The organism is Brevundimonas sp. T2-11 (genome assembly GCF_055397675.1).
This window is the reverse complement of record NZ_AP027920.1, coordinates 2,186,589-2,200,244: the sequence shown is the minus strand read 5'-3', so window position 1 is coordinate 2,200,244 and position 13,656 is coordinate 2,186,589. Positions and strand designations below refer to the sequence as shown.

The window sequence follows — 13,656 nt, the reverse complement described above, 5'->3', positions numbered from 1 at the left end:
TTCTTTCAGGAAACGACGGGGCGGGCCCGCATGAGACGTCTTGCGGCGAAATCCAGCAGCAGGACGGTCACGAGGCTCAGTCCCGTCAGGGGATAGAGGATGCAAAGCGGGATGACGATCCCCAGCACGGCGAACCGCGCGCGAGGACCAGGCGGGGCCGTCGGCGCCCCCAGACGGCTGTGCGACAGGCTGGGCGGGCGGCGCTTCCACCACATCAACAGACCGCTGACGCCCAGCAGCCAGACGCCGATGCAGCCGGCCAGCATGATCAGCCGGTTGATCTGGCCGAACTGCGTGCCCTGATGGGTATAGACGCCCCATTCGATGGCCTTGGCCCCGGCGCCGAAGCGGTCGAAGCCGATGTCGGCCAGAACCGCGCCTCTGGCGGGGTCGATATAGAGGGTGCGGCTGTCCTGAACGCGACGGACCTGAGCCGTGACGGTATAGGCCGTGCCGGGCTGGGCCGGGATCGACACCGTATAGGGGCGCGGCAGGCGGCGGGCCTCGGCCGCCGCGACCACCGCCGTCAGGTCCTGTCGGTCATGGTGTGGCGACGGCAGGACGACGCCCTCCATGGTCCACCCTGCGCCGGCGGGATGGTCATGATGCTCGGCCCTCTGCCAGGCCCCGGCCACCGGCGCGGGTGGACGGCCCCAGCCGCTGGTCTTGACCGCGCCCATGACCTGATCACCCCAGACGGCCGACCATGGCATCCCCGTCACGGCCAGGAACAGGATGATCCCGCCGACATAGAGGCCGACCAAGGCGTGCAGGTCGCGCCAGAAGGGGCGACGTCGCGCGTCTGTCTCATGCGGGATCAGCACCGCGCCCTGACGCCGCCTCGGCCACCACAGATAGAGCCCCGTGGCGCACAGGACGATGGTCCATCCGGCGACGATCTCGATCAGGATGTTCAGCGCCTTGCCCGCCGTCCCGCCGAACAGGCTCAGCGAGTGCAGCTTCTTGATGGTCTCGGTGACGCCGCCCTGGTCGATGACGCCCGTCACGCGCGCCGTGTGCGGATCGACGAAGACGGTCTTCTGCGATCCGTCCGGGCGGTCGACGCGCACCCGCACCGCCTGATCGGGCGCAGCCGGCAGGGTCAGATTGGCGGCGCGGCCGCCACCGGCCCGGGCGGCGCTGGCGATCCAGTCGCCCGGCGCGGCCCGTGTCGCCGTCGGGGCGACCTCCATCATCCGCCGGTTGGCGACCTGATCGATCTCGTCCTTGAACAGATAGAGGCCGCCGGTCAGGGCCAGCAGCATCAGGAAGGGCATGACCAGCACCCCGGCGTAGAAGTGCCAGCGCCAGACGGCCCGATAGGCGCCGGACATCACGTCCGGCGCCTTGGCCCCTATTGAGGAAAAGCGGCCCATCAATAGGCCAGCCGCAGGCCGACAAAGACCGAACGGCCCTCGCCGGGGAAGAAGACGGCGGTGGACGCCGTGCGGGCGTCGGTGACGGCCGAGAACTCGCCGACGTAACGCTCGTTCGTCAGGTTTCGCGCATCGACATAGACCGAGAGGCCGTCGCGCATGTCGAAGCCCGCCGTCAGGCCCAGCAGGGCGTAGTCGGGCGCCTTCATCGTATTGGCGTAGTCGACGTAAGGGCTGCTGATCCGCCACTCGACCGAGGGGGTGACGAAGACGCCCGAGGCATGACGCCAGGTCAGCTCGGCCCGGTACTGGTGCTCAGGCACGACCGGCAGGCGGTTGTCGCCCCAGCGCGCATCCCCGTCGAAGCGGAAGTCGCTCCAGTTATATGTCTGGCGCAACAGCAACGAGCCGTCCGCGATCTCGACCGGCAGGCGCCAGTCCAGACCGGCTTCGATCCCTTGGTGGATGGTCTTGTCGGCGTTGAAGGTCGCCGCCGGAATGTCCGGGCCGGTGATGAAGTTCAGCATCTCGCCGTCGATCTGGCTGCGATAGACCGTCAGGTCCCAGGCCAGGGCGCCGCGCCGCCCGCGCGTGCCGATCTCGGCGGTCCAGGCGTCCTGAACCTGAACCGGGGTGAAGCCGGTCAGCGGGGCCTGCACCAGGGCCCCATAGGTCGGCGGTTCGACCGAGCGGGTCACGTTGGCGAAGACCTGAGCCCCGCTCTCTGCTTCCCACAACAGGCCCAGACGCGGCGAGAACCAGTCATAGTCGATGCTGTCGTCATTGGCCGGGTTCAGCCGGTCGGCGTAGTCGCGCGTGGCTCTGCCCCAGGAGCCGCCCGCGACCAGCGCCAACCGGTCGGTGACGAACAACCGGCCCTCGGCGAAGACGTCGAGGCCCGAGGCCTCCTGCCGCGCGTCCGCCGTCTTTGCCCCCGGCAGGCCGCTCAGATTGACGTAGCGCAGGGCCTCGACCTCTCCGTCCCGCCACGAAAAGCCGTAGAAGGCGTCGGCGCGCAGGCCCGCGACCTGACCCGTCCAGTCGATGCGGCCAAAGGCGCCGCGCGTGGCGCTGCCCTGATCCATGACCTGGAAGATCGGGTGATAGAGGGACTTCTCCCAACCCCAGATCGCGCCCTCGAACAGGGTGGACTCGTGGAAACGCCAGCGGGTCTGCAGTGTCAGGCGTTTGACGGTCAGGTCGCGGGCTTGATCGCCGGCCAGAGCCGACGCAGAAGCCATGCGCGGCGTCTTCAGCGCCTGATCCAGCGTCAGCGAGCCGGGAATGTCCTGCCTGATGTCTGCCGCCTGGGCGATCAGGCGCACCTCGCGGTCCTCGCCGAACGACCGGCCGGCGTTGACGGTCAGGCGGCCCTGCGACTGCTGGCTATGGTCGCGCCAACCGTCGCTCTGCATCCCGGTGACGGCGGCATAGACGTCCCAGTCGCCGGACGTGCGCGCCACGGCGGCATGGCCGCGCATGGAGGCGAAGCTGCCGCCTTCCATTTGCCACAGGTTCTCCTGCCGGGCCGTGCGGCCGGTGGGCGTCACCAGATTGATCGCCCCGCCCAGTTGCGCCCCGCCGAAGCGCAGCGTGTTCGATCCCTTCCACACCTCGATGTAGCGGGCGCTCAGGGCGTCCACGCCCTGGAAGTCTGAAAAGCCGTCGGCGTCGGCGAAGGGAACACCGTCCTGGGCCAGCAGGACGCCGCGCTGGTGAAAGCCCTGGGCGATGCCCGAGCCGCGAATGGAGAGGCGGCTTTCCTCGCCATAGCGTTTCTGGGCCAGGACGCCGGGGACGTTGCGCAGGGTGTCGGAAAAGCCCTGGGCGAAGCGGTCGGCGTAGCTCTCGGCCGAGACGACGGCCACGGCGCCGGGGGTGCGGCTGAGGCGGTCGCGCGCCTCGGCTACGACGGCGGGGTCTTCGGCGTTGCGGCGGCCGGTGACGATGATGCTGTCGACGACGGTGGTGGGGGCATCAGCCTCGTAGGCGTGGGCGAAGGCGGGCGCCAGGCAGGCGCCGATGAGCAGCGCGCACGGCGCCGCAGAGGTCTGGAAAGACATGGAACTGAAATCCTGAATACAGAGGTGCGGTCGCGGGCGTCGTCATCGGACGCGCGCGAGGCGGCAGGGATTCTGGGTTCAGGTGTGGGGTGGCGCGGTGGACGGCGGACGCGGCGGGGCGCGGGCCGGCGGCGGGGGGCTGACGCGGAAGGGCGTATAGGCGACCGGCTCGACCATGCGGACGGTCGGGGCGGGCGCCGGCGCGGGCGGTTCGGGCAGGGCGGCCAGCAGGGGCATGACGCAAGCCGCGCACTTGGCCCCGACATGCTTGTTGATGGGGCCGTCCACCCCGCCCGCCAGGATCGTCTGCGGCCCTTCGGCCGAGCAGATGACGACGGGCTGGCCCGGAACCGAGGCCGCCAGGGCCGCGAACGGCATCAGGCTTCCGATCACGATGGCGAACGTCGCGGCCAGGAAGGCCAGCGAGCGCGCAATCGACCAGTTTTCACTCTGGGACCGGGTCACGGGTCGTGGGCTTAAACCTTCCCGCAATGTGAAGCTATAGCGACCGGACGCCGCGCACCCTCGACAACGGCTGTTTCTCCGTGCCAGCGTGGCTGTCGGACAAGCTCAGGGGGAACCCATGATCCGCGCACTCGGACCCTTCGCCGTCGCCATGCTGCTGGCCGCGCCGGCTATGGCGCAGCAGGTTGAGGAGGGGCCGGGTGGTCCCGACCGCGTCTCCCTGACCGTCTATAACCAGAACATCGCCCTGGTGGAGGACGTGCGCAACCTGAACGTGCCCGCCGGGCGCTCGCGTCAGGAGTTTCCGGGCGTCTCCGCCAGCATCCGGCCCGAGACAGTCGGCCTGTCGGGGCGCGGTCTGTCGGTGGTCGAGCAGAACTTCGACTATGACCTGCTGACGCCCGGCAAGCTGATGGAAAGCGCCGTCGGCGGCGACATCGGCATCGTCCGCACCAACCCGGGCTCGGGCGCCCAGACCACCGAGCGGGCGCGGGTCCTGGCGGCGAATCAGGGCGTGGTCTTGCAGATCGGCAACCGCATCGAGGTGCTGCGCGACGACGGCGTGCCGACGCGCGTCATCTTCGACCAGGTGCCGCAGAACCTGCGCCCGCGTCCCACGCTCAGCGTCACCCTGGACGCTGAGGGGGCCGGGCGGCGCGAGACGACCCTGTCCTATCTGACTAGCGGTCTGACGTGGAAGGCGGACTATGTCGCCCGTTTCGACGAGAAGGCGGGCAAGCTGGACCTGACCGGCTGGGTCACCATCACCAACAACTCGGGTGCGACCTTCAGCAACGCCCAGACGCGGGTGGTGGCGGGTGACGTCAACCTGATCAACGACAACAACGGCTATAACCCTCGCTATGGACAGCCAACGCGCCCGACGCGGGGCAATGGCACGCAGACGGGCGGGCAGGGCGCTCTGGCCGACGTCTATGTCTATCCGCTGCCGGAAGCCGTCACCGTCGCCAACAACCAGACCAAGCAGGTTGGCCTGATCGACGCGGCGGGCGTGCCGGCAAGCAAGCGCTACCTGAACGTCATCGACGGCTTTTACACTGCCGAGGAGCCGGTCGCGGCCGAGGTGGGGGTCATCTTCGCCAACGGTTCGGGCGCCGCCGCTCGCGCCCTGCCGGCCGGGGTCATGCGCGTCTATGTCAAGGACGAGGCGGGCGAGCCGCGCTTCATCGGCGAGGATCAGGTCGATCACTCGCCCGCCGGGTCAGAGATCGTGGTCACGACCGGCGACGCCTTCGACGTGACGGTGCAGCCGCGTCTGGTCTCGTCCGAGCGGGTGTCGAAGCGCCTCGTGGACTATTTCCGCACCCGTCATGCGATGGAATACACCGTCCGCAACGCCCGCCCCGAACCAGTGACCGTCGAGGTGCGCCAGCGTGGTCTGGGCCGCGACACCGAACTGACCGAGCAGAGCATCGAGGGCGAGATGCGCGACGCCCGCACCGTGGTCTGGCGCGTGCCCGTGCCCGCCAACGGCGAGACGAAGCTGACCGCGACCATCATCACGGGCGGCTGATCCATGCGCCGCCTTCTGGCGATCACTACGGCCCTCAGCCTGATCGCGCCTTCTGTGTGGGCGCAGACCGAAAGCGTTTCGGCGCGCCCGGACACGGCGACGGTGGTCATCTATCGCGACCAGCCGGTCGATACCGTCGCCCTGATGGAGCAGTCGCGCCAGTCGTGGAGCCGGCTGGACCGCGAGGGTCTGGCCCTGATCGTCGAGACCCGCACCGTCGACCTGCCGGTGGGCGAGGGGATCATCCGCTTCCGCGGCCTGGCCACCGGCGTCGTGCCCCAGAGCGCGGTGCTGGAGGGCCTGCCCGCCCATGTGGTCGAGCGCAACGCCGACTTCGACCTGCTGTCCCCCGCCAGCCTGATGGAGAAGTCGGTGGGCGAGGTGGTGCGCGTCGTGCGCACCAATCCCGCGACCGGCGAGCAGGTGGAAAAGGCCGCCGTCATCCGCGCGGGCGCCCAAGGCACGGTGCTGGAAATCGACGGCCGCTTCGAGGCCCTGGACTGCTCGGGTCAAACCGAGCGCGTCATCTTCGACCGCGTGCCCGAGGGGCTGGGCGACCAGCCGGTGCTGTCCGTCCGCACCCGCGCCGAGCGGGCCGGGCGCCACACCGTCACCCTCGCCTATCTGGCGACGGGCCTGCAGTGGTCGGCCGACTATGTGGCGCGTCTGGACCCCGTGGATGGGACTCTGGATCTGACCGGCTGGGTGACCCTGGCGAACTTCGGCGGCACGGGCTTCCCCGACGCCCCGGTGCAGGTCGTGGCCGGGACGCTGCGTAAGGACGACGGCACCGTGCCGGTAGAACCACTGGTTCGCTATCAGCAGAACCAGTGCTGGCCGCAGGGCACGACGACCTTCGGCTCGGGCGAGTATGGCTACGGCAACGCCTATACAGGGGCGACGTACAAGGAAGACCGGGTCGAGTACAGCGGGCCGCCAATGCCCGCTCCGCCAGCACTAAGAGTTCAGGAGGAGGTCATCGTCACCGGCAGCCGCGTCGCCCGTCAGGGCGAACTGGGCGACTACAAGATCTACACCCTGCCGGAGCCGACCACGGTGGCCGCGCGCCAGACCAAGCAGGTGCGTTTTCTGGAGCGCGACGGGGTGGCCTATGAGCGGGTCTATCGCGCCAATGTGTTGAGCGCTGACGACGAATCGCGGCCGTCTGACATCATCCTGAAGCTGAAAAACGAGGAGGCTGCGGGTCTTGGCGTGGCCCTGCCGGGCGGATCGGTGGCGGTGATGCAGCCGGACGGGGCGGGCGGCGTCCTGCTGGCCGGTCAGGACCGGTTCGTGGACAAGGGGGTGGGCTTGCCCGTGCGGCTGACCTTCGGCCAGTCGCCCGATGTGCGGGTGCAGACGCGGCTGGTGAAGTCGAGCAGATCCACGCGCGGCGCGGTGACGACGGACCGGTCCGAGGTTGAGACCACCGTCACCAACGCCCGCTCAGAGCCTGTGACGGTTGAACTGGTGGCTGACGCCGCGATGTCGCGCGGCTTTCGCATCCGCAGCCAGTCGATCCGCAGCCGCATCGACGACACCGGCTACCCGGTCTGGACCCTGACCGTCCCCGCCAACGGCGCGGCTACGCTGACGGCGGCGTGGACGACGACCAACTGATCGACCCTCTCCCGATGGGAGAGGGCTTGAGCCTCCAAGAGCGTAGCGATTGGCAAGGCGAAAGGGTGAGGGTTCTTCGTTGGATGTTCGGGGGCGGCGTTTGATTTGGCCGGGCCCGTGTCGCCGTCTCATGCAACGGCTGACGCCGACTGCATCCGTGAACCCTCACCCTTTCGCGCAACCGCTCGCCTTCGGCTCTCGGGCGCTCAAGCCCTCTCCCAATGGGAGAGGGTTATTCCCCCCGCGCCGCCTGCCGGGGGCTGAACTTGGGCGCCGGGGCCAGGCGCATGACCTCGCCCTGATAGCGCTCGTCATCGCCCTTCACGGCGAAGGGCAGGGCGTCGGCGCAGGCTTGCAGCATGGCGTCCAGCCACGGCTTGTCCGCCTTGTGGAAGTCGCCCAGGACGTGATGCATGACCAGCTGCGGCTCGCCGGGGTGGCCGACGCCCATGCGGGCGCGGCGGAAGTCGGCGCCCAGGTGGCTGATCAGGCTGCGAACGCCGTTCTGGCCCGCCGCCCCGCCGCCGGTCTTCATGCGGAAGCGCCCGGGGGCCAGGTCGATCTCGTCGTGGAAGACGATGATCTCGCTGGGCTTGATCTTGTAGAAGCGCGCCGCCTCGCCGACCGCGCGACCGCTCTCGTTCATATAGGTCTGGGGCTTCATCAGCAGGACCTTGGTCCCCTCGACCTCGCCTTCGCTGACGATGGACTGGAATTTGGCCCGCTCGGGACCGAAGCGCCAGCGGCTGGCGATCTCGTCCACGGCCATGAAGCCGATGTTGTGGCGGTTCTTTTCGTATTTGGCGCCCGGATTGCCCAGGCCGGCGATGATGATCATGCGGTCCTCATGCCCCGTGCATCAGGCAAAGAAAAGCCCCGCCGGGCAAACCCGGCGGGGCTGAAATCTTCCGAAGAAGAAACCTCTTAGGCTTCGGCTTCAGCCGTCGTGTCGCCGGCGTCCGATTGCGCGGCGGCCGAGTTCTTGATCGTGGCGATCACGAAGTCGCGGTCGGTGATGGTGGCCGAGGCGCCCTTCGGCAGGGTGATGTCCGACATGCGGATGGTTTCGCCGATTTCGCGACCCTTCAGATCGACGACCAGCTCTTCCGGGATCTGGTCGGCGGCGACCAGGATCTCGACCGAGTGACGGACGACTTCCAGCATGCCGCCGGCGCGCGAGAAGGGCGCTTCGTCAGCGTTCTTGAAGTGAACGTTGATCTCGATCTTGATCGGAGCCTTGGCGTCGACGCGCATCAGGTCGAAGTGCAGCGGACGATCGGTGACCGGGTCGAAATCGACGGTCTTGGCGATGACCGGCTGGGTCTCGTCGCCGTACTTCAGGGTCACCAGGTGGCCCAGCAGCTTGCCGGTGTAGAGGGACTTGCGGAAGTCCTTCTCGTTCACCGAGATCGAGACGGGGGCCTTGTCGCCACCGTACAGGATGCCGGGCACGGCGCCCGAGCGACGGACAGCGCGCGCGCTGCCGGTGCCTGCGCCTTCACGGACGTCAACGTTCAGAATGATCTCGGCCATCGGGCTCGCCTCAACAACAACAGTAACGCCGCGCCAACTCAGGGCCCGCGCGGCGGGGTCATGAACCCTCGAATTCAAGAGCGCGGGCTATTACACGGATCGGAGGCGGGACGCAACCGCTCCGGTGGTTTCCGCCCGCTGCGGATCAGTTCATGCCGCTTCCCGGCGTGGGATTGGTTTCGGCCATCGTCACAGTCGGCGTCGTCTGAACGGGCACAGGGCCTGTATACTGGGCGGTGCAGGCCGCCAGGTCGCGGACGATATGCCGGCCGGTGCAGAACATGTCTTCATAGCTGGGGCGCGACGCCGCCAGGCACTGGAACAGCATCAGCTTGGACATGTTGAGGCAGAATTCGTTGTTCGATTCGCTCGACAGGGCGTCCGTATTGGTGCGCGCGTCGTCGCCGGCGGCGCCCAGGGCGGCCAGGGCGGCGATGGCCAGGGAGTTGACCACGGCGGGCGTGAAGGGCGCGCCGCGCTGGGCCGGGGTCAGGTTCAGACCCGAGCCGCTGTTGGCGGCGGCGAACAGGCGGGCGCTTTCCTCGGCCGAGGGCAGACGCGCCACCGACAGGGTCTTGGCGCTTTCCAGACGTCCGACGCGATCGGCCACGGGCTGGACCGCCCAGCGACGACGCGGGTCACGGCGTTCCTGGATCGTATAGGCGTCGCCCTCCACCGCCTCGGCGATGGCGGTCAGGGCGGCGATGTCCTTGCCCATGGTCGAGGTGATCAAACCCGCGGCGGCGTCGGCGCCGGGCAGGGTGGCGGCATAGACCGGATCGGCGACGATGCGCGCGATCATGTCCTGGCGCAGGGCCGGGGTGGAGGCGAATTGGCGCACGCCGGCGACATACTCGGGTGACTGCAGCGCCAGGATGGAGCCGTAGGCGATCATGCCGCGGGACAGCTGGCCGGGTTCATAGGCCGCGCCCTTGCGTATCGCGGCCTGGATCGATTCGGCGTCCGTGAAGCCGGCCTGGATGGTGCCGACCTCGCGCACGAAGGCTACATAGATGGACGCGGCCTGGGCCACCCCTTCGTTAAGGCTGACAGCGGGCAGGGGCGGCGGCGGCGGCGGCGGCGGGGCCTCCGGCTCGGGCGTCGAACAGCTGGCCAGAACAACGGCTGCGGCTACGGCCGCGGCGGACAGGCCGCGGCGCAAAAAGGCCTGGGACATCGGACTTCCCTCGTATTCGAACGCGAAGCGCGCCCTGGCGCGCCTGAAAACTGAAGCGTCTTATATCGCTGAGGGAATGGTTATTCGAAGGTTAATCGAACAGCTTCGAGACCGATTCCTCGTTAGCGATGCGGCGGATAGCTTCGCCGATCAGCGGCGCCACGGAAACCGTGCGGATTTTCGAGCAGTTCAAAACTTCGTCAGGCTGCTCGATGGAATCGGTGATCACCAGCTCCTTCAGGGGGCCGTTGGTGACGCGCTGGACCGCCGGGCCCGACAGGACGCCGTGGCTGATATAGGCCGAGACCTCGGTCGCGCCGCGGTCAATCAGGGCCTGGGCGGCGTTGACCAGGGTGCCGCCCGAATCGACGATGTCGTCGAACAGGATGCAGCGGCGGCCCTCGACGTCGCCGATGATGTTCATGACTTCGCTCTCGCCCGCCTTGGGGCGGCGCTTGTCGACGATGGCCAGGTCGGCGTCGAGGCGCTTGGCCAGCGAGCGGGCGCGCACCACGCCGCCGACGTCGGGCGAGACGATCATCAGGTCGTCGCCGCGCGGATAGTTGTCCTTGATGTCCTGGGCCAGGACCGGCGTCGCCACCAGATTGTCGGTCGGAATGTCGAAGAAGCCCTGAATCTGACCGGCGTGCAGGTCCATGGTCAGGACGCGATCGGCGCCCGCGCGGGTGATCAGGTTGGCGACCAGCTTGGCCGAGATGGGCGTGCGGCCGCCGGTCTTCCGGTCCTGACGGGCGTAGCCGAAGTAGGGCATGACCGCCGTGATCCGCCGCGCCGACGCCCGCACCAGGGCGTCCGTCATGATCAGCAACTCCATCAGGTTGTCATTGGCCGGATAGGAGGTCGACTGGATGATGAAGACGTCCTCGCCGCGGACGTTCTCCTCGATGACGGCGAAAACCTCGTTGTCGGCGAATCTCTTCACCTGGGCCTTGGTCAGCGGCATGTCGAGGTGGGAGCCGATGGCCTGGGACAGAGTCCGGTTCGAATTGCCAGAGAGCAGCTTCATGACCGGTCATCCTTTTGCCGTCATCGCTGCGCCAATGAGCGCAGACGTTTCTGGACGCGCTCTTTAGCAGCGGATCGCTTTGCATCAACCCGTCATGATGGATTTCGCTGCATTGGCATGGTCGCAGTCGCTGCTATAGAGATCGCCGTAACGACAGCGGCGCACCGGGGGTGCGCTGCAGCCAAGGCATCTTGAGAGGTCGCCCTTGCCCGCTTCGAAGTTCCGTTCCGGTCTGATCCTGATGACGGTCGCCGTCGCCGCCCTGACGGTTTCTGCCTGCTCCGGGACCAAGACGCGTCAGAAGCTGGTCTATGAAGAACGCCCGGTCGAGGCGCTCTACAACACCGGCTATCAGCGCCTGCAGTCCAAGCGCTGGACCGACGCCGTCGACTATTTCCAGGAAGTGGAGCGTCAGCACCCCTATTCGGAGTGGTCGCGCCGCGCGATTCTGATGCAGGTCTACGCCTATTATCAGAACAACAATTATCAGGACGCGATCGCGGCGGCTGACCGTTTCATCGCTCTGTTCCCCGGCAACCCGTCGGCGGCCTACGCCTTCTACATGCGCGCCATCTGCAACTTCGAGCAGATCGTCGACGTGGGACGCGATCAGGCCTACGCCGAGGCGGCTCTGGTCGGCCTGCGAGATGTGGTCCGTCGTTATCCGAACACGGCCTACGCCACCGACGCTCGGATCAAGATCGACATGGTCAACGACCAGCTCGCCGGCAAGGAAATGGCCGTGGGCCGCTTCTATCAGCGCGCCAACCAGCCCCTGGCGGCCCTGAACCGCTACAAGGCCGTGATCAACAACGAAGCCTTCCAGCGCAGCTCGCATACGCCTGAGGCCCTGTATCGTCTGGTCGAGGTCAACGTCGCCCTGGGCCTGACCGAAGAGGCGACCCGCAACGCCGCCGTCCTGGGCCACAACTATCCGGGCAGCCCCTGGTACGCCGAGGCCTACGCCCTGCTGACCGAACGCGGCGCCCGTCCCGAGGTCCAGCCGGAAGCCAAGCGTGAAAGCTGGCTGCAGCGGATCATCCCCGGCGGGGCCTGATCCCTATCCATTGAGGGAGCGCATGCGAAAGACGCTGCGTTCCCTTTCTGTTTCCGGCTACAGTGGGCTGTAAAGTCGAATCAAGCTGGCCCATGCTGACCACTCTCTCGATCCGTGACGTCGTCCTCGTCGACGCCCTCGACCTGGAGGTCGGCGAGGGGCTGACCGTGCTGACCGGCGAGACCGGGGCCGGCAAGTCCATCATTCTCGACGCTCTGGGTCTGGCGCTCGGCGCGCGCGGCGACGCGGGGCTGGTGCGCTCGGGCGCCAGGCAGGCGGTCGCCACCGCCGTCTTCACCGCGCCCGGCGACGCCGCCCTGATTGATCTTCTGGCCGAGCGCGGCTTCGAGGTCGCGCCGGGTGAGGAATTGATTCTGCGCCGTGTCGTCTCGGCGGACGGCCGCAGCCGCGCCTACGTCAACGATCAGCCCGCCGGCGTCACCGCGCTTCGCGAGATCGGCGCCCTGCTGGTCGAGGTCCATGGCCAGCACGAGACCGTCGGCCTGCTGGACTGGAAGACCCACCGCGCCTTGCTGGACAACTACGGCGGCCTGCAACCCCAGCTGTCGGGCGTGGCCGCCGCCGCTGAGCGTCTTAAGGCCGCGCAGGGCCGCCTGGACGAACTGGAAGCCTCCGCCGCCGAAGCCGCCGCAAAGGCCGAGGAGATCGCCCTCAACCTCGCCGACCTCGACGCCCTGGACCCGCAGCCGGACGAAGAGACCGAACTGGCGGGCGAGCGCGCCATCCTGGGCGCGGCGGAAAAGGCCGTGGCCGATCTGGCCGACGCCCGCAACCTGCTGGGTGGCGACAAGCTGAGCCAGCGCCTGGCCTCGGCCCTGCGCGCCGTCGAACATGCCCGACAGCGCGCGGTTCAGGCCGGAGCCGAAGGCGACAACCCCATCATCGTGAAGCTGGCCCTGGCCGCCGAGGCCGTGGATCGCGCGCTCGTCGAGGCGACCGAGGCCGTCGCCGCGGTCGACGCCGCCGCCGACGCCTTCGACTTCGAGCCGGGCCGCCTGGACAAGGCGGAAGAACGCCTGTTCAGCCTGCGCGCCGCCGCCCGCAAGCTGAACACCACGGTCGACGCCCTGCCGGCGCTGCGGGTGCGTCTGCGCGAACAACTGCGGCTGATCGAGGACGGCGCCGAGGCCCTGACCAAGGCCCGCCGCGACGTGGCCGTGGCGATCGAGGCCTATGACGTCGCCGCCATGCTGCTGACCTCGGCGCGCGAGGCGGCGGGCGATCGTCTGGTCGCCGCCGTCATGGGCGAGCTTGGCCCGTTGAAGCTGGAACGCGCTCGGTTCCGCGTGACGCTGGAGCCCATCGAGGGCCGTCGCGGCCCCCTCGGCGTGGAGACCGTGCGCTTCGAGGTCGCCACCAACGCTGGAACCGCCTTCGGCCCGCTGGACACCGTGGCCTCGGGCGGCGAACTGGCGCGCTTCGCCCTGGCCATGAAGGCGGCTCTGGCCAGCCGTGAGGACCAGCGTCAGCCGGTCATGATCTTCGACGAGGTCGATCAGGGCGTCGGCGGCGCCGTGGCCGAGGCCGTCGGCGGGCGTCTGCAACGCCTGTCCAGGGGCGCCCAGGTCCTGGTCGTGACCCACAGCCCCCAGGTCGCCTCACGCGGCCACGCCCACTGGAAGGTCCGCAAGGCCGACGTGGACGGCCACACCCGCACCTCCATCGACGTGCTGGAACCCCATCCCCGCCAGGAAGAAATCGCCCGCATGCTGTCCGGCGCCGAGATCACCGACGAAGCCCGCGCGGCGGCCCGGGTATTGATCGGGTAGGGGGTGTTCCCTTC

General features: G+C 68.4%; 11 protein-coding genes. 4 read left to right on the top strand and 7 right to left on the bottom strand.

Annotated elements, in window-relative coordinates; genetic code table 11:
- Positions 1-5: 5 nt before the first annotated feature.
- The 3 genes from ACZ5XO_RS10760 to ACZ5XO_RS10750 form a co-directional block, all read right to left on the bottom strand.
- The gene (locus ACZ5XO_RS10760; RefSeq protein WP_464162348.1) at positions 6-1,334 is read right to left on the bottom strand and encodes a PepSY-associated TM helix domain-containing protein; all 1,329 of its coding nucleotides are present in this window, start codon (positions 1,332-1,334) and stop codon (positions 6-8) included.
- Between the two features lie 41 nt (positions 1,335-1,375).
- The gene (locus tag ACZ5XO_RS10755; RefSeq protein ID WP_464162347.1) at positions 1,376-3,439 is read right to left on the bottom strand and encodes a TonB-dependent receptor family protein; all 2,064 of its coding nucleotides are present in this window, start codon (positions 3,437-3,439) and stop codon (positions 1,376-1,378) included.
- A gap of 78 nt (positions 3,440-3,517) precedes the next feature.
- The gene (locus tag ACZ5XO_RS10750; protein WP_464162346.1) at positions 3,518-3,904 is read right to left on the bottom strand and encodes a hypothetical protein; all 387 of its coding nucleotides are present in this window, start codon (positions 3,902-3,904) and stop codon (positions 3,518-3,520) included.
- A gap of 118 nt (positions 3,905-4,022) precedes the next feature.
- Here ACZ5XO_RS10750 and ACZ5XO_RS10745 point away from each other — a divergent pair, with 118 nt between their 5' ends.
- Both ACZ5XO_RS10745 and ACZ5XO_RS10740 read left to right on the top strand, forming a co-directional pair.
- Positions 4,023-5,438 (top strand): DUF4139 domain-containing protein, encoded by a 1,416-nt coding sequence (locus ACZ5XO_RS10745; RefSeq protein WP_464162345.1) that lies wholly within the window; start codon positions 4,023-4,025, stop codon positions 5,436-5,438.
- Positions 5,439-5,441: 3 nt separating this feature from the next.
- Positions 5,442-7,058: a DUF4139 domain-containing protein gene (locus tag ACZ5XO_RS10740; RefSeq protein ID WP_464162344.1), complete on the top strand. Its 1,617-nt coding sequence runs from the start codon at positions 5,442-5,444 to the stop codon at positions 7,056-7,058.
- Between the two features lie 232 nt (positions 7,059-7,290).
- Here the strand turns inward: ACZ5XO_RS10740 and pth are convergent, their stop codons facing one another.
- The 4 genes from pth to ACZ5XO_RS10720 all read right to left on the bottom strand — a co-directional run bounded on the left by pth (position 7,291) and on the right by ACZ5XO_RS10720 (position 10,795).
- Complete coding sequence (gene pth / locus ACZ5XO_RS10735) at positions 7,291-7,896, bottom strand: aminoacyl-tRNA hydrolase (protein WP_464162343.1); 606 nt, start codon at positions 7,894-7,896, stop codon at positions 7,291-7,293.
- Between the two features lie 86 nt (positions 7,897-7,982).
- Complete coding sequence (locus ACZ5XO_RS10730; RefSeq protein WP_464162342.1) at positions 7,983-8,591, bottom strand: 50S ribosomal protein L25/general stress protein Ctc; 609 nt, start codon at positions 8,589-8,591, stop codon at positions 7,983-7,985.
- Positions 8,592-8,736: 145 nt separating this feature from the next.
- Positions 8,737-9,768 (bottom strand): hypothetical protein, encoded by a 1,032-nt coding sequence (locus tag ACZ5XO_RS10725; protein WP_464162341.1) that lies wholly within the window; start codon positions 9,766-9,768, stop codon positions 8,737-8,739.
- Positions 9,769-9,859: 91 nt separating this feature from the next.
- A complete protein-coding gene (locus tag ACZ5XO_RS10720; protein WP_464162340.1) occupies positions 9,860-10,795 on the bottom strand; it encodes a ribose-phosphate pyrophosphokinase in 936 nt (311 codons plus the stop codon).
- A gap of 241 nt (positions 10,796-11,036) precedes the next feature.
- On the opposite strand from ACZ5XO_RS10720, the gene ACZ5XO_RS10715 reads away from it, so the two are divergent.
- Together ACZ5XO_RS10715 and recN are read left to right on the top strand one after the other, a co-directional pair.
- On the top strand, positions 11,037-11,852 hold the full coding sequence (locus ACZ5XO_RS10715; RefSeq protein ID WP_464164905.1) for an outer membrane protein assembly factor BamD: 816 nt from the start codon (positions 11,037-11,039) through the stop codon (positions 11,850-11,852).
- Positions 11,853-11,944: 92 nt separating this feature from the next.
- Positions 11,945-13,642, top strand: a complete 1,698-nt coding sequence (gene recN / locus ACZ5XO_RS10710; RefSeq protein WP_464162339.1) for a DNA repair protein RecN — start codon at positions 11,945-11,947, stop codon at positions 13,640-13,642.
- Positions 13,643-13,656: the final 14 nt, after the last annotated feature.

What these genes read in the sequence shown, in the direction of transcription:
- recN (WP_464162339.1), top strand. Translation starts at nt 11,945, where the DNA reads ATGCTGACCACTCTCTCGATCCGTGACGTCGTCCTCGTCGACGCCCTC.
- ACZ5XO_RS10760 (WP_464162348.1), bottom strand. Translation starts at nt 1,334, where the DNA reads ATGTCCGGCGCCTATCGGGCCGTCTGGCGCTGGCACTTCTACGCCGGG.
- ACZ5XO_RS10715 (WP_464164905.1), top strand. Translation starts at nt 11,037, where the DNA reads ATGACGGTCGCCGTCGCCGCCCTGACGGTTTCTGCCTGCTCCGGGACC.
- pth (WP_464162343.1), bottom strand. Translation starts at nt 7,896, where the DNA reads ATGATCATCATCGCCGGCCTGGGCAATCCGGGCGCCAAATACGAAAAG.
- ACZ5XO_RS10720 (WP_464162340.1), bottom strand. Translation starts at nt 10,795, where the DNA reads ATGAAGCTGCTCTCTGGCAATTCGAACCGGACTCTGTCCCAGGCCATC.
- ACZ5XO_RS10725 (WP_464162341.1), bottom strand. Translation starts at nt 9,768, where the DNA reads ATGTCCCAGGCCTTTTTGCGCCGCGGCCTGTCCGCCGCGGCCGTAGCC.
- ACZ5XO_RS10745 (WP_464162345.1), top strand. Translation starts at nt 4,023, where the DNA reads ATGATCCGCGCACTCGGACCCTTCGCCGTCGCCATGCTGCTGGCCGCG.
- ACZ5XO_RS10740 (WP_464162344.1), top strand. Translation starts at nt 5,442, where the DNA reads ATGCGCCGCCTTCTGGCGATCACTACGGCCCTCAGCCTGATCGCGCCT.
- ACZ5XO_RS10755 (WP_464162347.1), bottom strand. Translation starts at nt 3,439, where the DNA reads ATGTCTTTCCAGACCTCTGCGGCGCCGTGCGCGCTGCTCATCGGCGCC.
- ACZ5XO_RS10730 (WP_464162342.1), bottom strand. Translation starts at nt 8,591, where the DNA reads ATGGCCGAGATCATTCTGAACGTTGACGTCCGTGAAGGCGCAGGCACC.